The following is a 21,667-nucleotide window of genomic DNA, read 5'->3' as shown; positions in this document are numbered from 1 at the left end:
GCGGCATCGCGAACCGCGCGTTTATGTTTGTTTTACGGGGCCAACACGAAGCCGCGATGCCAGCCCGCTAGCGCACAAAAGAGCCGTACGTCTTGCCCAGTTCATAACGACGCTTCAGTTCCTCCGCGATACGCGCGATGACGTCCGTCCAATTGTCCCGCTCCGGCTGCGTGAAGATGCGCACGCCCGGATACCACGGACTGTCTTCGCGATCGCGCAGCCAGCGCCAGCAACCGGCGAAGCGATTGAGCAGCCAGACCGGCTTGCCCATCGCAGCGGCGAGATGCGCGACCGACGTATCGACGGAAATGACCAGATCGAGGTTGTCGATAATCGCCGCGGTGTCCGCGAAGTCCGCGACTTCATCCATCCAGTCGGTCAAGTACGGTTTCGTGGCGGCGCTCGGACGCTTCGCGAGGTCGTCGGTCTTTTGCAAGCTGATCCAGCGAAGCGGCGACGACGCGAACAATGGCGCCATTTGCGCCGAGCTCAGACTGCGTGCGCGGTCTTCGGTAAGCCCCGAGTGACCGCCCGCCCACACGACGCCGACGCGCGGCAGCCCTTGTTGCGGCAACGCGTCGAGTCTCGCGCGCCAGGTCGCGGAGCGCTGCGGGTCCGCGCACAGATATGCGTCGGCTGGAATGTTGTCGAGGCGCGTGCCGAACGCGAGCGGCAGCGACATCAACGGACATTGCCAGTCCCATTGACTGATGTCCGGCATGACGTCGTCGAGCATCACGAGACCTGGCCAGCGGGCGCACAACGACTCTTCGTAAAGCCGCCGCAACGACGGCGGGCAGATATAGCCCACCTGGGCAAAGCGTTCGAGCGCGAGCGGCAGATAACGCACGAATTGCAGGCTGTCGCCGTGGCCCTGCTCGGGCAACACCAGCAGACGCGCGCCGCTCGCGTTCAGGCCATGCGCGCCGCCCACCACGTCGGGGCGCTCGCCCTTCCATTGCGGCAACGGCAGTTGCGGCGCCTGCGACGCGGGCTGCCCGCGAGCATCGACGAAATTCGCCGTGCGCTCCTCGAAGTACGGCCACGCCTCTTCGTAGCGGCCTGCCGCGAGCAGCAGCAGGCTGAGACTCGCGCGCGCACCGCGATTCGCGGGATCGAGCGCGATGGCTTGCCTGATATGCCGCTCCGCGTCGCTCAACGAGCCCAGATCCTTGACGACGACGCCGAGGTTCGCATGCGCCTGCGCGTAGTCCGGCTTCAGCTCGATCAAACGCCGATACACAGCCGCGGCCTCGTCGGCACGCCCTTGCAATTGCAGCGCCACGCCCAGGTAGTAGTGAAGCGGGAGCGAATCCGGCTGATGGACAAGTCCCGCCTTCGCGGTCTGTGCGATGCTCGCGAACATGCGCAGCTTGATCTGGACGAGGCACAGCATGTCGAAGAACGGCGGCTGCGGCTCGACTTCGATCGCGCGCTCGATCCAGCGCTGCGCCAACGGAAGCTGATCCGACGCGAGCGCCACCAGCCCACGCGCATAAAGAGCCCCGGCGTGCGTCGAATCGTGCATGATGATCCGGTCGAGCAGCGCCTGCGCCGTATCGAGCCGGCCTGCGACGCGCGCCTCCTCCGCCTCGTTGAACCAGAGCGAGATGACTTCAGATGAGACTTCAGATGACAGCGGAGTTGGGCTTTGCATGATCGCAAGAATGAGATTGCGTTGATGAACCGTGGAGGCGTTGCCCGGGCACGGGCTGCGAACGCTGCGTTACTGCGAGTTGCGTCGATTATCGATGCCCCGCGCGGGAACCTGTGTAGGACCGTTCCGAATCGGACGCGCACATTGGCGTCAGCAATAAAGTAAAAACGCCGGGATACGGACTTGACCTTACCCCCGTGGGAAGGTCCAAGATGGCCCTGAGATTTATCTCAGGAGATTCGAAATGGAACTGGAATTAGCGGTAAAAGATATGTCGTGCGGCGGCTGCGCCAACTCGATCGCTCGCGCGCTCACCGGTGTCGATCCGGCTGCGGCCGTTGACATCGACGTGTCCACAAAAATCGTCAAGATCGCTTCGACGCTGCCGGCCGCGAAACTGATCGAGGCGATCGAAGCGGCGGGCTTTCATCCGTCGATAAAAAACTGATCATGTATGTTTCGCTCGACAGAGCTTTTAAACGGGAATCGACTATGAACAAATTTCGCGCGTTTCGCCCGCTTCGTGTCCTATGCGTATTGGTATCCGCCGGCCTCGCATGCGCCGTTGCCGCCGTGCCTGCCCATGCGCAGCACACGGCGTCCATGCCCGGCATGGATATGTCCTCACCGGCCGACGCCGGCTCGGGCGACTCGACGCCGGCATTCAAGGCCGCCGACGACAAGATGATGAAGAACATGAGCGCGCCGGCCTACACCGGCGACGCCGACAAGGACTTCGTCGCGCACATGATCCCGCACCACGAGGGCGCGGTCGACATGGCGCAGGTCGAGCTCAAGTACGGCAAGGACCCCGAACTGAAGCGCCTTGCCAGGAACATCATCAAGGCGCAGCACGAAGAGATCGCCTTCATGCAACGCTGGCAGGCGAAACACGGCGCGAAGTAGTCTCGCAGGCGAGGACGGAGCCGCTCAGTGCTGGGTGGCGCCCGCTCCGGAACCGGCTTCCATGTCGTCCGCCAACGCGTCGTCTGCCGACTCCGCCTGCGCGGCGGCCGCGCTGTTCGCGGCCTCCTGCAGCAGGCGCGCGGCATGGCTCGCCGTGATGCGCTTGCGGGCAACTCCCTTTGCATCCAGTCCGATAACCTGGAACAATTCGCGGTCGCACGCGAGTTCCTGCCGATACTGCTCGCCAGTACTGACGAGTAATTCGAGCATGCTCTGCTGACGGTGGCGCTCGTCGGCCGTGACGGCAGGATTCCTACATATCGTGGACGCAAGTGCAACCAGCGTATCCAGTTTGCTCATCTGCCGGTCACAGAAATGGAAAGCCGACAACGCGAGCTTTTCGTACTGGAGAGCATCGACAGGCGGGCGAGAATCGGCTTGCGGCGGCTTCTTGTTCTTACTCATTGTGCGATCTCTCTAAGACATCAGTGGGTCGCCCGCATCCTGCTGTGGACGATGCGGTTACGATCGCAGGCGGTCAAACCTGGTCATCGGTTGTTCTTCAACGGGCTGTTGATTATAGCGAGTACCGAGCCGTGAAAGTACAACCAGGCAAGCTAAATATGACGATGTTTCGTCACCCGAATTATTTCATCTAGCCTGGCAGCCGCGGTCGTCCATCGACGCACAAATCCGAGATACGTCGCATGGCTAAACAGCCGCGGGCACCCTCACCCAACCTTCCATCAACACGCGCGCGCTGCGGCTCATCACCGCCTTCTTCACGACCCACTCGCCGCCCGCGAGCGCCGCCTCGGCCCCGACTCGCAGCGTGCCCGACGGATGCCCGAACCTCACGGCTTCGCGCTCGCCGCCGCCGGCCGCCAGGTTCACCAATGTGCCCGGAATCGCCGCCGCCGTGCCGATTGCCACCGCCGCCGTGCCCATCATCGCGTGGTGCAGTTTGCCCATCGACATTGCGCGCACAAGCAAATCGACATCGCCCGCATTGATCCGCTTGCCGCTCGACGACACGTAATCAGCGGGCCGCGCGACGAACGCGATTTTCGGCGTGTGCTGCCGCGTCGCGATTTCGTCCAAGTTCTTAACGAGTCCCATACGCAGCGCGCCATGAGCGCGAATCGTCTCAAACATGGCCAGCGCTTTTTCATCGCTGTTGATGGCGTCCTGCAACTCCGTGCCCTTGTAGCCGATCGCTTCGGCATTCACGAAAATGGTCGGAATGCCGGCGTTGATCATCGTCGCCTTCAGCGTGCCGACGCCCGGCACTTCCAGGTCGTCGACGAGATTGCCCGTCGGGAACATCGAGCCGCCCGCGCCGTCTTCTTCCGCAGCCGGGTCCATGAATTCGAGCTGCACTTCCGCAGCCGGGAAGGTCACGCCGTCGAGTTCGAAGTCGCCGGTTTCCTGCACCGCGCCGCCCGTCATCGGCACATGCGCAATGATCGTCTTGCCGATGTTCGCCTGCCAGATGCGTACGGTCGCCACGCCATCGCGCGGAATGCGGCTCGCGTCGACCAGGCCCGCGCTGATCGCGAACGGTCCGACCGCCGCCGACAGATTGCCGCAGTTGCCGCTCCAGTCGACGAACGGCTTGTCGATCGACACCTGGCCGAACAGGTAATCCACGTCATGATCGGGCCTGCTGCTTTTGCCGACGATCACGGTCTTGCTCGTGCTCGACGTCGCGCCGCCCATGCCGTCAATCTGCTTGCCATACGGATCGGGGCTGCCGATCACGCTCAGCAGCAGCGCGTCGCGCGCGGCGCCGGGCATTTGCGCCGCGTCGGGCAAATCCTGCAAGCGAAAAAACACGCCCTTGCTCGTGCCGCCACGCATGTACGTGGCCGGAATCCTGATCTGCGGTTGATGCGCCATGAAAGTGTCCTGAAACGAAATCGTGATCAAGCCGCCGCTCGCGACGACTCCAGAAAGTCCTGCGCAAAGCGCTGCAACACGCCGCCGGCCTCGTAGATGGAAACCTCTTCGGCGGTATCGAGCCGGCACGTCACCGGCACCTCGACGCGCTCGCCGCTCCTGCGATGAATCACCAGCGTCAGGTCCGCGCGCGGCTTGCGTTCGCCGACCACGTCGAAAGTTTCGCTGCCGTCAATCGCGAGCGTGATGCGGTTCACGCCCGGCTTGAACTCGAGCGGCAACACGCCCATGCCGACGAGGTTCGTGCGGTGAATGCGCTCGAAACCTTCGGCAACGATCGCTTCCGCGCCGGCCAGGCGCACGCCTTTCGCTGCCCAGTCGCGCGACGAACCCTGACCGTAATCCGCGCCCGCGATCACGATGAGCGGCTGCTTGCGCTCCATATACGTTTCGATGGCTTCCCACATGCGCGTGATCTTGCCCTCGGGCTCGATGCGCGCGAGAGAACCGGCCTTCACCTTGCCGTCCACCACGACCATCTCGTTCTTCAAGGTCGGGTTCGCAAACGTCGCGCGCTGCGCGGTCAGGTGATCGCCGCGATGCGTCGCGTACGAATTGAAATCCTCTTCGGGCAAGCCCATTTTCGTGAGGTATTCGCCCGCTGCGCTGTCCGGCAGAATCGCGTTCGATGGCGACAGGTGATCCGTCGTGATGTTATCGCCGAGCACGGCAAGCGCACGCATGGCCTTTAACGTGCGCTCGCCTGCCAATGCGCCTTCCCAATACGGCGGACGGCGAATATACGTGCTCGTCGGGCGCCAGTCGTAGAGCGGGTCGGCTTTATCTCCAGTGTCGACGGAAACCGCGAACATCGGCTCATACACTTTGCGGAACTGCTCGGGCTTCACGCTCGAAGCGACGATAGCGTCGATCTCTTCGTCCGACGGCCAGATGTCCTTCAACGTCACCGCATTGCCTTCGGCATCGACACCGAGCACGTCTTTTTCGATGTCGAAGCGAATCGTGCCCGCAATCGCGTACGCGACCACCAGCGGCGGCGACGCGAGAAACGCCTGCTTCGCAAAGGGATGAATGCGTCCGTCGAAATTGCGGTTGCCCGACAGCACGGCAGTCGCGTAAAGATCGCGCTCCACGATCTCCTTCTGAATGACCGGATCGAGCGCGCCCGACATGCCGTTGCACGACGTGCACGCATATGCGACCACGCCGAAACCGAGCTGCTCCAGTTGGGGCAGCAAGCCGGCTTCTTCCAGATACAGCGTGACGGCTTTCGAGCCCGGCGCAAGCGATGTCTTCGCCCACGGCTTGCGAGTCAATCCGCGCCGGTTGGCGTTGCGCGCGAGCAGGCCCGCAGCGATCATGTTGCGCGGATTGTTGGTGTTCGTGCAGCTTGTAATGGCCGCGATGATCACCGCGCCGTCCGGCATCAGGCCCGGCTCGTTTTCGACCTTTCCGCTGATGCCGCGCGCGGCCAGCTCCGAGACCGGCAAGCGCCGATGCGGATTCGACGGCCCGGCGAGCGTGCGCACGACCGTGGACAGATCGAATGTGAGCACGCGTTCATACCCGGCATGCTCGAGGCTGTCGGCCCACAAGCCGGTTTGCTTCGCATACGTTTCGACGAGCGTCACGAGTTCGTCGTCGCGGCCCGTCAGCTTCAGATACTTGATGGTCTGTTCGTCGATATAAAACATCGCGGCCGTCGCGCCGAATTCGGGCGCCATGTTGGCGATGGTCGCGCGGTCGCCGAGCGTGAGCTTCGTCGTGCCTTCGCCGAAAAATTCCAGGTACGCGCCGACCACTTTCTCTTTGCGGAGGAACTCGGTGAGCGACAGTACGACGTCGGTTGCAGTGATGCCTTCGCCGGGCTTGCCCGTCAAGTCCACGCCGACGATATCCGGCAGCCGCATATACGACGCGCGGCCCAGCATCACGCTTTCCGCTTCGAGTCCGCCCACGCCGATGGCGATCACGCCGAGCGCGTCGACCATCGGCGTATGCGAGTCGGTGCCGACGAGCGTATCGGGAAACGCCACGCCGTCTTGCACCTGCACGACGGGGCTCATGCGTTCGAGGTTGATCTGATGCAGGATGCCGTTGCCCGGCGGAATCACGTCGACATTCCTGAACGCGCGCTTCGTCCAGTCGATGAAATGGAAGCGGTCTTCATTGCGGCGATCTTCGATAGCACGATTCTTCGCGAACGCATCGGGATCGAAACCGCCGCATTCCACCGCAAGCGAATGATCGACGACGAGCTGCGTCGGCACTACCGGATTGACGAGCGCCGGGTCGCCGCCCTGCGCGGCAATCGCGTCGCGCAAACCGGCGAGATCGACGAGCGCGGTCTGGCCGAGAATGTCGTGACACACGACGCGCGCGGGAAACCACGGAAAATCCAGCTCGCGTTTGCGCTCGATAATCTGTTTCAACGACGCGACGAGCGTCACCGGATCGCAGCGTCGCACGAGATTCTCCGCGAGCACGCGCGAGGTGTACGGCAGCTTGTCGTAGGCGCCGGGCTGGATTGCGTCGACGGCGGCGCGCGCGTCGAAGAAATCGAGCTCGGTGCCGGGAAGGCGTTTGCGGTAGGCAGTATTCATGGCTTGGGGACGATCGGTAATGAAGCGCAAACAAGGCGGCGACGTGCGCGAGCGCGCCTTAAGGGCAGGCGCGTTCCGGTATTTAAAGCAGGCGCTTCGGTCTAGTGTAGCTCGCGGCTGCGAAAGCGCGGCCTCGGTTCGTTATCGAACCGAGGCCGTCAACATCAAACGCGTTTTTCGAGCGGCACGAACGACAAATCGTCAGGTCCCGTGTAATTCGCGCTCGGACGAATGATCTTGTTGTCGATCCGCTGTTCGATGATGTGCGCGCTCCAGCCCGCAGTGCGCGCGATCACGAAGAGCGGCGTGAACATCGCGGTGGGCACACCCATCATGTGATAAGACACAGCGCTGAACCAGTCGAGATTCGGGAACATCTTCTTGGCTTCCCACATCACCGATTCAAGACGCTCGGCGATATTGAACAGCTTGTTGTTGCCCGCTTCTTTCGACAGCTTCTTCGCGACTTCCTTGATGACCTTGTTGCGCGGATCCGAGATCGTATAGACCGGATGACCGAAGCCGATCACCACTTCCTTGTTCTCGACGCGCCTGCGGATGTCGGCTTCCGCTTCGTCCGGCGTCTGATAGCGCGACTGGATTTCGAACGCCACTTCATTCGCGCCGCCATGTTTCGGTCCGCGCAATGCGCCGATTGCGCCGGTAATCGCCGAGTAAATGTCCGAACCCGTGCCCGCGATCACGCGGCCGGTGAACGTCGACGCGTTGAACTCGTGTTCGGCATACAGATTGAGCGACACATGCATTGCCTCGACCCACGACTTCGGCGGCTCGACGCCATGCAGCAGATGCAGGAAGTGGCCGCCGATCGAATCGTCGTCGGTTTCGACTTCGATGCGCTTGCCGTTGTGCGAGTAGTGATACCAGTAGAGCAGCATCGAGCCGAGCGACGCCATCAGCTTGTCGGCGATGTCGCGCGCGCCCGGCAGGTTGTGATCGTCCTTCTCCGGCAGCACCGTGCCGAGCACCGACACGCCGGTGCGCATCACATCCATCGGATGCGCGGCGGCGGGAATCCATTCGAGCGCGGCTTTGACGTTCGCGGGCAGGCCGCGCAACGCCTTGAGCTTGGTCTTGTAGGCGGTGAGTTCAGCCTGCGTCGGCAGCTTTTCATGCACGAGCAGATAGGCGATTTCTTCGAATTCGCAATTGCCCGCGATGTCGAGAATGTCGTAGCCGCGGTAATGCAGATCGTTGCCGGTCTTGCCGACCGTGCACAGCGCCGTGTTGCCCGCGGTCACGCCGGACAGCGCGACGGATTTTTTCGGTTTGAACGCGCCGGCGTTGGTGGTGCTGGTGCTGTTGTCTGCTTCGCTCATCGTTGTCTCCAGATGCGTTAGGGATTCTCGAACGCGGCCTTAAATGCAAGGAACGGGCCATCGTCGCAGGCTTGCGCTAAGTGCCTGATTTATCACGGCGGACCGCTTTGCGCGAAACGGCGCACGTTTCGACAATGAAATCATGAAATTTCATTTTTGAAACCGACGCGCGCATAATAGCCGGACCCTGCCACTCACCTCGCGCGAGCCGCAACTTGAGCACTCCATCGTTCGATACAGCCCGACGCCCGCGCATCTGGGCGCTCAGCATCAGCCGTCTGCGCGACCTGTTTATCGACATCGCGGGCGAATACGTGGAACGCGCGGATCTGCGCATCGTCGCCCAAGGTTTCGAAGATGCCGTGCGCGAAATCGACGCCGCCGGCGCGGGTCGTCCCGACGTTGTGATCGCGGGCGGCTCCAACGGCGCTTACCTGAAAACGCGCGTCGCGGTGCCGGTCGTGATGATCACGCCGACGGGCTTCGACGTCATGCACGCGCTCGCCCGCGCGCGCCGCGACGGCGCAAAGGTCGCGCTGGTCACGCACGGCAACACGCCCGACGAAGTGCGCCGCTTCGTCACGGCGTTCGGGCTCGACGTGACGTTCGCCTCGCATCAATCCGCGCAGGACGCCGAAAGCGTCGTGCTGGACCTGCGCGATCGCGGCATCGACGTGGTGGTCGGTCCCGGACTCGTCACCGATCTCGCCGCGCACGCCGGCATGGGCGCGGTGTTTCTGTACTCGCGCGATTCGGTGCGCGCCGGCTTCGACACGGCGCTCGAAGTCGCGCAGGCGACGCGGCGCGAAACGATACGCCGTCAACGGCTCGATAATCTGCTGCAACACTTGCGCGACGGCGTCGTCGCGCTCGACGCCGAAGGACGCGTCGAGGCGATGAACCAGCGTCTTGCCGCCGTGCTCGGCGTCGACGCCGCGAATGCAGCCGGCCGCGCGCTGCTCGAACTCGCGCCGGATCTCGCCGGCAGCCTGCCCGACTCCGACGGCGACGCGTTCTGCACCGTGCGCGGCGCGAGCTACGTCGTGCATCGCGGGCCGCTTGCGAGCGGCGGCGCGGCCGCGGGCACCGTGCTGACGTTTCAGGAATCGCGTGCGGTCGAACGGCTGGACCGCACGCTGCGTTCGCGTCAACGCGTGCAGCAGTTCAGCGCGCGTTACCGCCTGGAAGATATGGTCGGCGCGGCGGAATCCATGCAACGCGTGCGCGCGCTCGTGCAGCGTTACGCGAGGTCGGACGCGACCGTGCTGATTCTCGGCGAAAGCGGCACAGGCAAGGAAATGGTCGCGCAGAGCATGCATCAGTTGAGCGCGCGGCGCGACTTCGCCTTCGTCGCAATCAATTGCGGCGCGTTTCCCGAGGCGTTGCTCGAAAGCGAACTGTTCGGCTACGAGGAAGGCGCGTTCACCGGCGCGCGCAAAGGCGGCAAGGCGGGGCTCATCGAAGTCGCGCACCGCGGCACCTTGTTTCTCGATGAAATCGGCGAGATGCCGTTGTCGTTGCAGAGCCGTTTGCTGCGCGTATTGCAGGAGCGCGAAGTCGTGCGGCTCGGTTCGACGGAACCGACGCGCGTCGACATTCGCGTGGTTGCCGCGACGCACCGCGCGTTGACCGAGGGTATCGAAGCAGGCCGCTTTCGCGCCGATCTTTACTACCGGCTCAACATTCTCAGCATTGCGCTGCCGCCGCTGCGCGAGCGTCCAACCGATCTGCTGCCGCTTGCCGCCGAACTGCTGTTGCAAGCCGCGGCGCGTGAGCCGAGGCTCGCCGCGCGCCTGCCCGACGCCGCTGCCGCCGAACGCATTCTGGCCGCGCTCGCCGAGCCGTTGCGGCGTTACGCGTGGCCGGGGAATGTGCGCGAGTTGCAGAACGTGATCGAGCGGATTGCAGTGGAGCTTGCCGAGATGGAGTCAGACGCCGACTCGCCGGCGGAGACGCAACCGCTCATCACGCGAGACATGCTGCGGACCATCGCGCCGGAAATCGTCGAACCGCAGCAACCGCGCGCTCACAAAACGGCGCTGACGTTGCGCGAACGCAGCCGTCATGTCGAAGCCGATGAAATCCGCGCCGCGCTGGCTGCGCACGACGGCGACCGCGATGCGGTGTGCGACGCGCTCGGCATCAGCAAGACGACGTTATGGCGGAAGCTGAACGGGGCGCGCTAACTTTTGCGATGCTCGCGGCGGCGCCGTGCTTGCCCGCATTAACCGCCGCGCGCTGCTGGATGAACATGCTCGGCGTCATGCCGCAGCATCGCTTGAAATGCCGGCCAAAATGGCTCTGATCGAAGAAGCCGACCTCGGTCGCGACCACCGAACCAGGCACGCCTTCGAGCAACAGCATCTGTGCCCGCTGAATCCGCACGCCGCACAGATAGCGATACGGCGACGAGCCGTACTGCTGCCGGAACACGGTCGCAAAGCGCGACACGCTGAGCGCGGACAGCGCCGCGAGTTGCGCGAGCGTCACCGGCTCGTTGAAATGCGCTTCGATAAAAGCCCGCGCGGCGTTGAGGCTGAGGGACTGTTTCATGACGTCGCGATGGGCTCTTTTGCAAAACGCTGGATGGAGAACCTGTCGAGCGGAATCGGCGTGCTGCCCGTATCGACGAGTTCCGCCATCGTCTCGCCGACGCCCGGCCCGATCTGAAAGCCCGAACCGCTGAAGCCGAACGCGTAGAAGAGTCCGTCGACCTTGCTGCTCGGGCCGATCACCGGTTCGCTGTCAGGCAGATAACTTTCCACGCCGCTCCACACGCGGATCACATGCAACGGCGCGAGCGCGGGCACGAGCCGCCGCATCTGCGCGAGCTGGCGCACCGTGTTCTGCGGCAGCACCGACGCGCGGCTCGTCGCGGCATCGGCCGGACCCGCGGGACCGCCGCCGACGATGATATTGCCGCGCGGAATCTGCCGGAAGTAAATGCCCTCCTGCTTGATCGACGTGAACACGCCCATCGACGATTTGAAGACGTACGGCACCGGCTCCGTCACGCACATTTGCGGTCCGCTTACGACGAGCGGCGCGCTTTCGCCGAACTGTTCGGTCAGACGCGTGGCCCATGCGCCCGCGCAGATCACGAGTTGAGCCGCGCGATACACGTCGCCGCGCGCGCTTTCCACGCGAAAGCGATCGCCCTCTTTTTCGACGCGCACGATCTCCGTGTTCTCGATCACCTGCGCGCCGAGCCGCGCGGCCGCGCGTCCGAACGCGGGCGCGGCGAGCCGCGGATTCGCGTGGCCGTCGAGCGGCGAACTGGACGCCGCCAGCACTTCGCGGCTCAGAAACGGAAAGCGCCGGAACAACGCGTCGCCATGCAGCACTTCGAGTTCGAGCCCGTAGGCGCGCGCGTCGATTGCATACTGATCGAAATTCTCGACGTCCTTCTGGTGATAGCACACGCGCGTGTGGCCGACCGGCAAAAATTCGACGTCCTCGCCGAGCAGTTCCGCCGAACGCTGCCAGGTGCGCAGCGCGCGATTGGCCATCGCGAGTTGCGGCAATGCGCGGCCTTGCCGCCGCACGCCGCCGAAGTTCACGCCGCTCGCCTGCTGCCCGGTCAGCCCGCGTTCCAGCAGAATCACCGAGCGATTGCGCTGGCGCAAAAAGAACGTGGTCGTCGTACCCATGATGCCGCCGCCGATCACGATGACATCCGCTTCGTTGCGAGTCGCGCTCATTGCGCTGCCTCCTCGGTGAGCGCCACTGGCAGCGGCTTGACCGGCGCCTGGCCGCGCAGGCGTCCCACGGAAGCGAGCGGCACGCACGCCGCCGCGGCAATGACTTCCGCGCCCGCATGTCCGCAATAACGCCCTTGGCAACGTCCCATGCCGACGCGCGAAAACGCCTTCGCGCGATTGGCTTCCTGCGCGCCGGTTTCGCGAACGACGCGGCGCAATTCGCCCGCCGTGATCGCTTCGCAGCGGCACACAATCGTCTCGTCCGGCAACGCGGCGGCGAATTGCGCGGGCCACGGAAACGCTTCACGCAAGCCCGCGGCAAAGCGCGAGAAGCGCGCGAGCTCGTCGCGCAAACGCTGCATATCGCCGATGCCCGCCGCTTGGACGCCGTGATCCTGCAGCGCGGCGAGCGCGGCGAGGCGGCCCGACCGTTCGGCTGCGTCCGCGCCGCGCACGCGCGCGCCATCGCCCGCGAGATAGACGCCCTTGACGCTGCTGCGGCCATCGCTGTCGATTTGCGCGAGCCACTGCTGCGCGGCGTCGTCGAAGATAAAACGGCAGCCGGCGAGATCCGCGAGCTGCGTTTCCGGGCGCAAGTGATAGCCGAGCGCAACGGCGTCGCACGCGAACTCGATGCGCTTGCCGCCGGCCAATGCGACTTCGACGCCGCTCACACCCGTTTGCGGCGAACCTTTGATTTCGATGGGCTGCACGCCGCGATAAACCGGCACGCCCGCCTTCGACAACACGCGCGTCAACGCAATGCCTTTTTTCAGCGCGGCGGGAATCGCCAAGAGACGCGGCAACGCGGCGATGCGCTGCATGAACGTCGACGTATCGAGCACCGCCGCGATCTGCGCGCCGGCCTTCACGTATTGCGCGGACACGAGGTAGAGCAGCGGCCCGCTGCCCATCATCACGATGCGCGAACCGATCGCGCAGCCCTGCGATTTCAGCGCGACCTGCGCGCCGCCGAGACTATAGGTGCCCGCCTGATGCCAACCCTTGACGGGCATGAGCCGATCGGTCGCGCCGCTGCACACGATGAGCGCGTCGAACGGCAGCGTGCCGTAACGCGTGCCGCTCACCGTATGCACCGCGTTCGCCGAAATATTCCAGACCAGCGTTTCGGGCAAATAGTCGATGCTGCGTTTCAGCGCATCGAAGCTCGTATGCAATGAAGCCGCGCGCTCGGCCTCCGTGCCGTACAGCGTGTCGTAGCTGCGCGAAAAGCCTTCCGGTTGACGCCGGTAGATCTGTCCGCCGTCGCGCCGGCCTTCGTCGATCACAGTCGGGCGCAGACCCGCTTCGACGCATGCCTGAGCGGCGCGCACGCCCGCCGGCCCCGCACCGATGACGACTACACGCGGGGCCATACGCCCTCCCCGGCTTCAGCGAGACTCGTGACGATCGACATGCCCGGCGCCGCCGGCGTGCTGCACGCGCGCACGCGCTCGCCTTGCGCGGTCCACACCCAGCAATCCTGGCACGCGCCCATCAGACAGAAACCGGCGCGGCGGCCGTCGCCGAATTCGGAGTCGCGCAGCGTGGTGCCGTTGGTGAGCAGCGCGACCATCAGCGTGTCGTCTTCGGCGGCCTCGCGCACTACGCCGTCGACGGTAATCGGAAAGGTCTTGCGACCGGTTTCCGCGAGCCGCACAAATCGCTGGTTCATGCCGGGATCGTCTCCACGTTTTGCAAACGGCTCAACTCGGCCGCCGAGTGATGACAAAGAATCTCCGCGCCCGAAGGCAGTTTCTTCAGCGACGGCGGCGTCATGTTGCAGATACCGTCGATGCGCACGGGACAGCGCGAGCGGAACGAACACAGCTCGGGCACGGCGGCGCTCTCGCCCATCGCGGGCAACTTGCAGGCGGCGACGTGGCGGCGCGCATCGAGCCAGCCCGGTTTTAGTTCGGGTACCGAATCAACCAGCAATCCCGTGTACGGGTGATACGGCGGCGCCGCGAGCACGTCGCGCTGTCCGGCTTCGACACGCTGCCCGGCGTACAGCACGATCACTTCGTCGCAGATCGCGCGCACCGTCGAAATGTCGTGGCTAATGAACATGTACGAGACGCCCAGTTCGCGCCGCAATTCCGCGAGCAGATCGAGAATCGCGGCGCCCACTACCGTATCGAGCGCGGACGTGACTTCGTCGCAGAGAATGAGCGCGGGATCGGCGGCAAGCGCGCGCGCGAGGTTCACGCGCTGCTTCTGGCCGCCCGACAGGCCCGCGGGGGTGCGCGTTGCAATCGAAGCCGGCAGTTTCACCAGATCGAGCAACGCGAGCATGCGCTTCTTCGCCGCCGCGCCACGCAGATGGTGATAAAACGCGAGCGGCCGGCCGAGAATATCCGCGATCGAATGGCTCGGATTCAGCGCCGTATCCGCATTCTGGAACACGATCTGAATCTGCCGATACTGCTCCGGCGTGCGGCGCGATAGCTGCGCGGGCAACGGCTCGCCGTTGAACAGCACATCGCCGCGCGCACGGTCGACGAGACCCGCGACCACGCGTGCCAGCGTCGTCTTGCCCGAGCCCGATTCGCCGATCACGCCGAGCGCGCTGCCGCGAGCAATGCTGAGGCTCACGTCGTCGAGCACGCGCACGGCGGGCACGCCGTCACGGCCGATGCGTCCATAGCCCGCCGAGAGGCCGCGAATCTGCAGCAGCGGCGGCACCTGTCCCGCGCCATCCTGCAACGCGGCCGAGGGCGCTTCCGGGCGGCGCGTCGCGGCGAGCAACTGGCGCGTGTAGGCATCCACGGGCGCATCGAGCACTTGCGCGACCGCGCCGTTTTCCTTCACGGCGCCGCCGTTCAGCACGACGATGCGGTCGGCCATCTGCGCGACGACGGCAAGATCGTGCGACACGTACACCGCCGTCGTGCCGAGTTCGCGCACCACCTTCTTGAAGGCCGCGAGCACTTCGATCTGCGTGGTGACATCGAGCGCGGTGGTCGGCTCATCGAACACGACGACCGCCGGATCGGTGATCAACGCCATCGCCGCCATCAGACGCTGCAATTGCCCGCCGGAAACCTGATGCGGATAACGCTCGCCAATCGTATCCGGCGCGGGCAGCGCGAGCGCGCGAAACAGTGCGATCGCTTTGGCGCGCGCGGCGTCTTTCGTCATCAACTGATGCAGCAGCGCGGGCTCGGTCACCTGATCCATGATCGTGCGCGCCGGGTTGAAGCCCGCCGCCGCGCTCTGCGCGACATACGCGACCGTGCGCGCGCGCAACGCGCGGCGTCCTTTGGCATCGAGCGAGAGCACTTCCACCTCGCCGATGCGCACCGAGCCGCCGCTGATCGAACAGCCCGCGCGTGCATAGCCGAGCAGCGACAGCGCAATCGTCGTCTTGCCCGAACCGGATTCGCCGATCAGCGCGAGCACCTCGCCCTTCTTCACCGAAAAGCTGACGCCCTTGACGATCTCCGTCACCGGCCCGTGCGCCGCGCCCGCGACGACACGCAGCCCTTTCACTTCAATCATGTCCCGGTCGGTCATCATGCGTCTCCGTGGCTACGGCTGCGACGCCGCAAGTTGTCGATCAGCAGATTCATGCCGATGGTCAGCGTGGCAATCGCGACGGCCGGCATCAGCACCGCAGGCGCGCCTTCCGATAAGCCGCCGATGTTCTCGCGCACGAGCGAACCCCAGTCGGCGTTCGGCGGCTGCACGCCGAGGCCGAGGAAACTCAGCCCGCTCAGCAGCAGGACGATGAACACGAAGCGCAGGCCGAAATCGGCGAGCATCGGATGGATCATGTTCGGCAATACCTCGACACGCGCGATATATAAGAGCCCTTCGCCGCGAGCCCGCGCAACCTGCACGTATTCGAGTCCCATCAGGTTCAACGCGAGCGAACGCGAGATGCGAAACGCGCCGGGAATGTAGGCGAGCGCCGCGACCGTCGTCAGCATCGGGATCGACGATCCGAATGCCGCGATCACGACGAGCGCAAGCACCTTGCTCGGAATCGAAATGAGCGCGTCGAACAGGCGGCTCAGCACTTCATCGACCCACTTGCCCGACACCGCGGCAAGCAGACCGAAGAACGTGCCGATCACGCTCGCGAGCACGGCCGCCGCGAGCGCGAGGCCGACCGTATAGCGTGCGCCGTAGAGAATGCGGCTCAGCATGTCGCGGCCGAGGTAGTCGGTGCCAAGCGGATACGCCGCGCTGTAACGCCCGAAAATTTCCGTCGACGTCAGCGCGCCGCCCTGGTACGGCGCGACGAGCGGCCCGACGAACGCGACCAGCAGCCAGAACAGCACCATCACGAGGCCGAGCAGGCCGAGCACCGAAAAGCGGTGGACGAGGCGTTGCAGCGGGTTGTACTTCGCCGGTGCGCTCGTGGTTGCGGTATCGGCGGCCAGCGTTTCAGCCGCCATGTCAGCCGGTATATCGGCGACGAGTTCGTCGCGGCTCACGCCGTACAGTTCGGTGCCCGCGTGAGGGACGTGGTGATCAGGTTGGCTCATCATCGACGTAGCCTCGGGTTGGATACGATTTGACACAGGTCCGCGATCAGCACGAGCGCGAGATACGCGGCGCAGAACACCATCACGCAGCCTTGCACGAGCGGCATGTCGCGGTTCGTCACGGCGTCGACCATCAGGCTCGCTAGGCCCGGATAGTTGAAGATGGATTCGACGATCACCACGCCGCCGAACAGGTACGACAGGCTCAGCGCGACCGCATTCGCAATCGGCCCGATGGTGTTCGGCAGCACGTGCCGCAGCACGACGCGCACGGGCGACGCGCCCTTGAGCATCGCCATTTCCACATACGACGAATTGAGCTGGTCGAGTACCGCGGCACGCGTCATGCGAGCCATCTGCGCGACGATCACGCAGCACAGCGTCATGACGGGCATTGCATAGATACGCAATAACGCGCCGAACGAATTCACTTCGGACAGGTAAGACAGCGCGGGCAGCCAGCGCAGCTTCACGGCGAAGATCAGCACGGCGATGGTCGCGACGAGAAACTCGGGTACCGCTACCGTGGAAAGCGTCAGCACATTCAATGTGCGATCGAGCAGCGAGCCGCGGAACATCGCGGACGAAATGCCGATCAGCAGCGCGAGCGGCACCGAGACCACCGCGGTCAAACCGGCGAGCACGAGCGAGTTCGGCAGACGCGTCGCGATCAACTGACTAACGGGCAGATTGTTCGACATCGACGTGCCGAAGTTGCCGGTGACGATATGAAAGAGCCACTGGCCGTAGCGCTGAAGCGCCGGCTGATCGAGCCCGAACTGATGCCGCAATGCGGCGACGGCCTCCGGCGTGGCGGCCTGGCCGAGCGCCTCTTGCGCGGCGTCGCCAGGCAGCAGCCCTGTCACGCCGAACACGATGGCCGACACCAGCAGCAGCGTGAGCAGCGCGAGGCCGAGGCGCGCGGCGATGAGTCGTTGCGCGTGTGCTTTCATTGAAAGTCGCCTCCAGTTGATGCATGCGCGCGGCGTCGCGGCGCCGCGCCAGTGCATGTATTGCGTGTATTGCGCGCAGGTGCGAAGTCGTAGCGCTCCGGCTCAACGAGCCGGAGCGCCTTCGCGTTACGCCTCTAGCCAGACGTTTTCCGCGAATGCAAAACCCATCAGACCGGCAAGCGGAATCGAACCGAGTCCCTTCAGCTTACTCGTATAGCCATCGAGCGAGCTATGAAAGAGCGGAATACCGATGCCGCCGTTTTCATGCACGAGCACCTGCATGTCGCCGTAGATCTTCTTGCGCTTCGCGTCGTCCGGTTCGCCGCGCGCGGCGACGAGCATCTGGTCGAACTTCGGGTTCTTCCAGTTGGCTTCGTTCCACGGCGCATCGGACTTGAAGAACTGCGTGAACAGCACGTCCGCGCTCGGGCGCGCATTGATGTTGCCGAAGCCGAGCGGATGCTTCATCCAGTGATTCGACCAGAAGCCGTCCGAGGGCACGCGGCTTACCTGCAGATTGAGGCCCGCGCGCGGCGCAGCCTGTTGCAGCAGCATCGCCATTTCGACGGAACCGTCCGCAGCCGGAGACGCGAACACTTGCAGCGGCGCCGAGCCGAGCTTGGCCTTCTGGAAATAGAACTTCGCCTTGTCGGGATCGAAGCCGCGTTGCGGCAGGCCGGCGAGATAGTATTTGTTGGTCGGGTCGATCGGCTGATCGTTGCCGATCGCGCCGTAGCCGCGAAACACCGAGCGGCGGATCTGCTCGCGATCCATCAGGTACATCATGCCGCGGCGGAAATCGTCGTTGCCGGTAATGCCGCCCTCGTCGCGAACGATCAGGTCCGTGTAGCCGCCGGTCTTCGTCTCCAGCACCTTGAAACCCGGCGCGGTCTTCAGGCGTTCAGCCGAATTCGGCGTAAGGCCGTTGATCAGTTGCACGTCGCCCGACAGCAACGCGTTCACGCGCGCCGATTCGTCGCCGATACCGATCAACTCGATCTCGTCGAGATACGGCATGCCCGGCTTCCAGTACTTGTCGTTGCGCACGCCGACCGTGCGCACGCCCGGCGAGAATTCCTTGACCTTGTACGGACCCGTGCCGACGGCCGTTTTGAAATCGCTCGTGCCGTCCTTGATGATGAGGAAGTGCGACGTGGCGAGAATCACCGGCAAGTCGGCGTTCGCGCCGTCGAGCGTGATCGTCACTTCGTTCGGGCCGGTGGCCTTCACTTCCTTGATCTGATCGGCGATCGTCTTCGCCTTCGAAGCGGTGGCCGGATCCTTGTGGCGCATGATCGAATACACGACGTCGGCGGGCGCGAGCGACTTGCCGTCGTGGAATTGCACGCCGTTGCGCAGCTTCACAACCCATACGGTCGCGTCCTTCGTCTCGATGGATTCGGCGAGCGCCATCTTTGCGCCGAGATGGGAATCGAGTTCGGTCAGGCCGTTGTAGAACATGTTGCAGCGAACATAGTCGGTGCTGAGCGCGCCCTTCGCCGGATCGAGCGTGTCGGCCGCGGAGGCCGACTGCGTCGCCACGCGAATCTTGCCGCCCTGCTTCGGCTTCGCTTGCGCGAGCGCGGAACCGCTTGCGGCCATCAGCCCGGCGCCCGTCAGCGACATCATCCCGGCCGCGGTCAGCGCGCGCAGCACGTCGCGCCGCGACGCGCCTCTCGCTGTCAATTGCTCGAGCCCGTTGTCGAGGCCAGGAGCGCCGTGGGGTGAGTTTTCCTTATTCATCGAACTTCTCCGCGAGGTAAGGCAGTTGTGGGGGCTGCGTGGGTTTGTAGTTGTCGACTGCAACAGCGGGTGCAACAGCGGGGACTTCAACAGCGGGTGCAACAGCGGGACTTCAGTAGAAGATGTCCTTGATACGGTAGTACGTGCCGACCAGCGGCAAGAACCAGGGCTTGCCGGTGTGCCCAGGAATCGCGGCCCATTCGGACTCGTCCCACGGGTTGCGCTCCGCGCGGCCGTCCATCACATCGGCCATCACCTGACCCATGTGCGTCGACATCTGCGTGCCGTGGCCGCTGTAGCCCATCGAAAAATAGATGCCGTCGTGCTGCCCGGCATGCGGCAGGCGATCGGCGCTGATGTCGACGAGACCGCCCCAGCAATAGTCGATGCGCGCACTCGCGAGCATCGGAAACATCGCGGCGAGACCTTGCTGCAGGATGCGCCCGCTCTTGGCATCGGATGGCCGCTCGGACGCCGTGAAGCGCGCGCGTCCGCCGAACAGCAAGCGCGAATCGGGCGTCACGCGAAAGTAGTTGTGCATCAGCCGCGTGGTCGTGTACGCACGCCGGTTCGGCAACGTCTGCACTAGCAAGGCGGGCGGCAGCGGCTCAGTCACGACGATGAACGAGCCGACCGGCGCAAGCCGCCGCCGATACCAGCCGAACGGTCCATGCCGCGACGGCCCGGTTGCGATCAGCACCTGCTTTGCGCGCACTTCGCCGCGCGCGGTGACGACACGATGCGCGCCGCCGTCTTTCACGATCGACGTAACCGGCGCGTGCTCATACAGTTTTGCTCCGCGCCGAACCGCGGCTTCAGCGAGCCCGACCGCGAACTTGCCCATATGCATCTGGCCGCCGTGACGATGCAGCAGCCCGCCGTAAAAACTGTCCGACTGCACTTCGCCGCGAATCCGCTCGCCGTCGATCAGTTCGATGTCGGGATCCACCGCGCGACGGATCAGATCCGCCGTCTTCTCCAGATGCGCGAAATGATGCGGCTTCGACGCGAGCTTGAGCTTGCCGGTCGCGGCGTAATCGCAGTCGATCTGTTCTTCGTCGATCAGACGCTCGACCGTATCGACCGCATCCGAATACGCGCGATAGCACGCGCTCGCACGCTCGAGGCCGAGTTGCGCAGCGAGCGCGACGAAGTCTTGCGCGACGCCCGTGTTCACCTGGCCGCCGTTGCGGCCCGACGCGCCGCCGCCCACGCGTCCCGCGTCGACCACCACGACCGACGCGCCGCGTTTGCCGAGCGCCAGAGCCGCCGACAAACCCGTGAAGCCCGCGCCGATCACCACCACGTCGGCGTCACCGTCGAGCGGGCCTTCGCACGCCGAGACGAACGGCGGCGCAGTGTCGAGCCAGTAAGAGTCGAGCTTCAAATCGAGCTTCATCCTGTGCGGGTCCATGATTGCAATCAGCGAGGCAACGTGGCGGGCGGCGGGTTCGTCGCGCGCTTACAGGCCGAGTTCGGCGGCCAGTTCCGGAATGCCCTTCACTTCGTAGTACTGGTAGTACGGCGTCGACGGTTCATGGCCGCGGTTGATGAACGCCTTGTGCTTGACGCCCATGTCGTGCACGGTCATCAGGTCGTAGCGCAGGCTCGACGACACATGCAGCACGTCTTCCGGATTGCAGCCGAGCTTGTCGAACATGTACTCGAAGCCTGGCATGCGCGGCTTGTACGACTGCGCCTGCTCGGCGGTGAACACCGCATGGAACGGCGCGCCGAGTTTGTCGACGTTGCTCTGGATCTGATCGTTCGACGCATTCGACAGAATCACGAGCTTGTACTTCTTCGCGAGCCGCGACAGACCTTCGGGCACGTCGGGATGCGGGCCCCACGTCGGCACCGCTTCATAGATCTTTTGCGCGCCGGCTTCGTTGAATTCGACGTTCATGCGCGCGCACGCACGGCGCAGCGCATTGACCACGACGTCGCGATACGGCTTCCATGCACCCAGCACTTCGTCGCGGCGATAGCCGGCGTAGAACGCGACCAGCTTTTCGAGGTCGTCGCTCTTCAGAATGTGGCCGTACAGTTCGCGCGTCATGTCCGCCATGCGGAACTTGGTCAGCGTGCCGTAGCAGTCGAAGGTGATGTATTTCGGTTCGAATTCGATCATGGTGCAGTCGTCCTATCGTGGTAAGGAACTCGGCGTCGAGCTCATTGGCGAAAAGTAAAAGCTGATTCCTGTAAAAGATTTAATCAGCGCAAAAACATAGATGTTCCTGATTCGCGCGCTGCCTGTGACACAAACCATGCGTTTTGAGGCCGTTGCGCAGCAGAGTCTGCCGTGATCCGGCGCAACCCTTAGCCGGCGTGGGTTTGCGGCGTTCTGAAGG

18 protein-coding genes are annotated in these 21,667 nt (G+C 64.3%); 3 read left to right on the top strand and 15 right to left on the bottom strand.

The window, feature by feature from the left end; translation table 11 throughout:
- Positions 1-67: 67 nt before the first annotated feature.
- Positions 68-1,657, bottom strand: coding sequence for a tetratricopeptide repeat protein (locus tag CUJ91_RS19335; protein ID WP_107709057.1), 1,590 nt, complete (start codon positions 1,655-1,657; stop codon positions 68-70).
- Between the two features lie 250 nt (positions 1,658-1,907).
- On the opposite strand from CUJ91_RS19335, the gene CUJ91_RS19330 reads away from it, so the two are divergent.
- Together CUJ91_RS19330 and copM are read left to right on the top strand one after the other, a co-directional pair.
- The gene (locus CUJ91_RS19330) at positions 1,908-2,105 is read left to right on the top strand and encodes a heavy-metal-associated domain-containing protein (RefSeq protein ID WP_107709101.1); all 198 of its coding nucleotides are present in this window, start codon (positions 1,908-1,910) and stop codon (positions 2,103-2,105) included.
- Between the two features lie 44 nt (positions 2,106-2,149).
- Positions 2,150-2,563, top strand: coding sequence for a CopM family metallochaperone (gene copM, locus CUJ91_RS19325; RefSeq protein ID WP_107709059.1), 414 nt, complete (start codon positions 2,150-2,152; stop codon positions 2,561-2,563).
- A 24-nt stretch (positions 2,564-2,587) separates the two neighbouring features.
- Here the strand turns inward: copM and CUJ91_RS19320 are convergent, their stop codons facing one another.
- The 4 genes from CUJ91_RS19320 to prpC all read right to left on the bottom strand — a co-directional run bounded on the left by CUJ91_RS19320 (position 2,588) and on the right by prpC (position 8,426).
- Entirely contained in the window at positions 2,588-3,028 is a 441-nt protein-coding gene (locus CUJ91_RS19320; RefSeq protein WP_107709061.1) for a hypothetical protein, read from the bottom strand.
- Between the two features lie 246 nt (positions 3,029-3,274).
- Positions 3,275-4,462 carry a 2-methylaconitate cis-trans isomerase PrpF gene (prpF, locus tag CUJ91_RS19315; protein ID WP_107709103.1) on the bottom strand — a complete coding sequence of 396 codons (1,188 nt, stop codon included), beginning with the start codon at positions 4,460-4,462 and terminating at the stop codon, positions 3,275-3,277.
- Between the two features lie 26 nt (positions 4,463-4,488).
- Positions 4,489-7,086 carry a Fe/S-dependent 2-methylisocitrate dehydratase AcnD gene (acnD, locus tag CUJ91_RS19310; protein ID WP_107709063.1) on the bottom strand — a complete coding sequence of 866 codons (2,598 nt, stop codon included), beginning with the start codon at positions 7,084-7,086 and terminating at the stop codon, positions 4,489-4,491.
- Positions 7,087-7,250: 164 nt separating this feature from the next.
- Positions 7,251-8,426, bottom strand: a complete 1,176-nt coding sequence (gene prpC / locus CUJ91_RS19305) for a bifunctional 2-methylcitrate synthase/citrate synthase (RefSeq protein WP_114156879.1) — start codon at positions 8,424-8,426, stop codon at positions 7,251-7,253.
- Between the two features lie 215 nt (positions 8,427-8,641).
- Between prpC and prpR the strand changes: the two genes are divergently transcribed.
- A complete protein-coding gene (prpR, locus tag CUJ91_RS19300; protein ID WP_029966546.1) occupies positions 8,642-10,612 on the top strand; it encodes a propionate catabolism operon regulatory protein PrpR in 1,971 nt (656 codons plus the stop codon).
- On the opposite strand, the gene CUJ91_RS19295 is transcribed toward prpR, so the two are convergent.
- From CUJ91_RS19295 to CUJ91_RS19250, 10 genes are all read right to left on the bottom strand, one after another.
- Positions 10,569-10,979, bottom strand: a complete 411-nt coding sequence (locus CUJ91_RS19295) for a helix-turn-helix domain-containing protein (protein ID WP_107710733.1) — start codon at positions 10,977-10,979, stop codon at positions 10,569-10,571. The two genes, prpR and CUJ91_RS19295, sit on opposite strands and share 44 nt — an antisense overlap.
- Positions 10,976-12,127 (bottom strand): NAD(P)/FAD-dependent oxidoreductase, encoded by a 1,152-nt coding sequence (locus CUJ91_RS19290; RefSeq protein WP_053859581.1) that lies wholly within the window; start codon positions 12,125-12,127, stop codon positions 10,976-10,978. Before CUJ91_RS19290 ends, CUJ91_RS19295 begins: the two co-directional genes overlap by 4 nt.
- Positions 12,124-13,503 carry an FAD/NAD(P)-dependent oxidoreductase gene (locus tag CUJ91_RS19285; RefSeq protein WP_107710734.1) on the bottom strand — a complete coding sequence of 460 codons (1,380 nt, stop codon included), beginning with the start codon at positions 13,501-13,503 and terminating at the stop codon, positions 12,124-12,126. Before CUJ91_RS19285 ends, CUJ91_RS19290 begins: the two co-directional genes overlap by 4 nt.
- A complete protein-coding gene (locus CUJ91_RS19280; RefSeq protein WP_107710735.1) occupies positions 13,488-13,802 on the bottom strand; it encodes a (2Fe-2S)-binding protein in 315 nt (104 codons plus the stop codon). Before CUJ91_RS19280 ends, CUJ91_RS19285 begins: the two co-directional genes overlap by 16 nt.
- On the bottom strand, positions 13,799-15,643 hold the full coding sequence (locus tag CUJ91_RS19275) for an ABC transporter ATP-binding protein (RefSeq protein ID WP_107710736.1): 1,845 nt from the start codon (positions 15,641-15,643) through the stop codon (positions 13,799-13,801). Before CUJ91_RS19275 ends, CUJ91_RS19280 begins: the two co-directional genes overlap by 4 nt.
- Positions 15,643-16,623, bottom strand: coding sequence for an ABC transporter permease (locus CUJ91_RS19270; RefSeq protein ID WP_171800007.1), 981 nt, complete (start codon positions 16,621-16,623; stop codon positions 15,643-15,645). The genes CUJ91_RS19275 and CUJ91_RS19270 overlap by 1 nt, the downstream gene beginning before the upstream one ends.
- Positions 16,620-17,573 carry an ABC transporter permease gene (locus CUJ91_RS19265; protein ID WP_107710770.1) on the bottom strand — a complete coding sequence of 318 codons (954 nt, stop codon included), beginning with the start codon at positions 17,571-17,573 and terminating at the stop codon, positions 16,620-16,622. Before CUJ91_RS19265 ends, CUJ91_RS19270 begins: the two co-directional genes overlap by 4 nt.
- 126 nt (positions 17,574-17,699) lie before the next feature.
- Positions 17,700-19,316, bottom strand: a complete 1,617-nt coding sequence (locus tag CUJ91_RS19260) for an ABC transporter substrate-binding protein (protein WP_006049129.1) — start codon at positions 19,314-19,316, stop codon at positions 17,700-17,702.
- 112 nt (positions 19,317-19,428) lie between these two features.
- Positions 19,429-20,703: an NAD(P)/FAD-dependent oxidoreductase gene (locus tag CUJ91_RS19255; protein ID WP_107710771.1), complete on the bottom strand. Its 1,275-nt coding sequence runs from the start codon at positions 20,701-20,703 to the stop codon at positions 19,429-19,431.
- 75 nt (positions 20,704-20,778) lie between these two features.
- Entirely contained in the window at positions 20,779-21,447 is a 669-nt protein-coding gene (locus CUJ91_RS19250) for a haloacid dehalogenase type II (protein WP_006049127.1), read from the bottom strand.
- Positions 21,448-21,667: the final 220 nt, after the last annotated feature.

It is taken from the genome of Paraburkholderia graminis, assembly GCF_003330785.1.
Taxonomy (GTDB): Bacteria; Pseudomonadota; Gammaproteobacteria; order Burkholderiales; family Burkholderiaceae; genus Paraburkholderia; species Paraburkholderia graminis.
Note: the sequence above shows the minus strand (reverse complement) of the source record. Positions and strands in the feature narration are given on the sequence as shown.

Excerpts from the sequence above, each read along its gene's own strand:
- CUJ91_RS19280 (WP_107710735.1), bottom strand. The coding sequence starts at position 13,802 with ATGAACCAGCGATTTGTGCGGCTCGCGGAAACCGGTCGCAAGACCTTT.
- prpF (WP_107709103.1), bottom strand. The coding sequence starts at position 4,462 with ATGGCGCATCAACCGCAGATCAGGATTCCGGCCACGTACATGCGTGGC.
- CUJ91_RS19270 (WP_171800007.1), bottom strand. The coding sequence starts at position 16,623 with ATGATGAGCCAACCTGATCACCACGTCCCTCACGCGGGCACCGAACTG.
- copM (WP_107709059.1), top strand. The coding sequence starts at position 2,150 with ATGAACAAATTTCGCGCGTTTCGCCCGCTTCGTGTCCTATGCGTATTG.
- CUJ91_RS19275 (WP_107710736.1), bottom strand. The coding sequence starts at position 15,643 with ATGACCGACCGGGACATGATTGAAGTGAAAGGGCTGCGTGTCGTCGCG.
- CUJ91_RS19285 (WP_107710734.1), bottom strand. The coding sequence starts at position 13,503 with ATGGCCCCGCGTGTAGTCGTCATCGGTGCGGGGCCGGCGGGCGTGCGC.
- CUJ91_RS19335 (WP_107709057.1), bottom strand. The coding sequence starts at position 1,657 with ATGCAAAGCCCAACTCCGCTGTCATCTGAAGTCTCATCTGAAGTCATC.
- CUJ91_RS19295 (WP_107710733.1), bottom strand. The coding sequence starts at position 10,979 with ATGAAACAGTCCCTCAGCCTCAACGCCGCGCGGGCTTTTATCGAAGCG.
- CUJ91_RS19250 (WP_006049127.1), bottom strand. The coding sequence starts at position 21,447 with ATGATCGAATTCGAACCGAAATACATCACCTTCGACTGCTACGGCACG.
- acnD (WP_107709063.1), bottom strand. The coding sequence starts at position 7,086 with ATGAATACTGCCTACCGCAAACGCCTTCCCGGCACCGAGCTCGATTTC.
- CUJ91_RS19260 (WP_006049129.1), bottom strand. The coding sequence starts at position 19,316 with ATGAATAAGGAAAACTCACCCCACGGCGCTCCTGGCCTCGACAACGGG.
- CUJ91_RS19320 (WP_107709061.1), bottom strand. The coding sequence starts at position 3,028 with ATGAGTAAGAACAAGAAGCCGCCGCAAGCCGATTCTCGCCCGCCTGTC.
- CUJ91_RS19290 (WP_053859581.1), bottom strand. The coding sequence starts at position 12,127 with ATGAGCGCGACTCGCAACGAAGCGGATGTCATCGTGATCGGCGGCGGC.
- prpC (WP_114156879.1), bottom strand. The coding sequence starts at position 8,426 with ATGAGCGAAGCAGACAACAGCACCAGCACCACCAACGCCGGCGCGTTC.
- CUJ91_RS19265 (WP_107710770.1), bottom strand. The coding sequence starts at position 17,573 with ATGAAAGCACACGCGCAACGACTCATCGCCGCGCGCCTCGGCCTCGCG.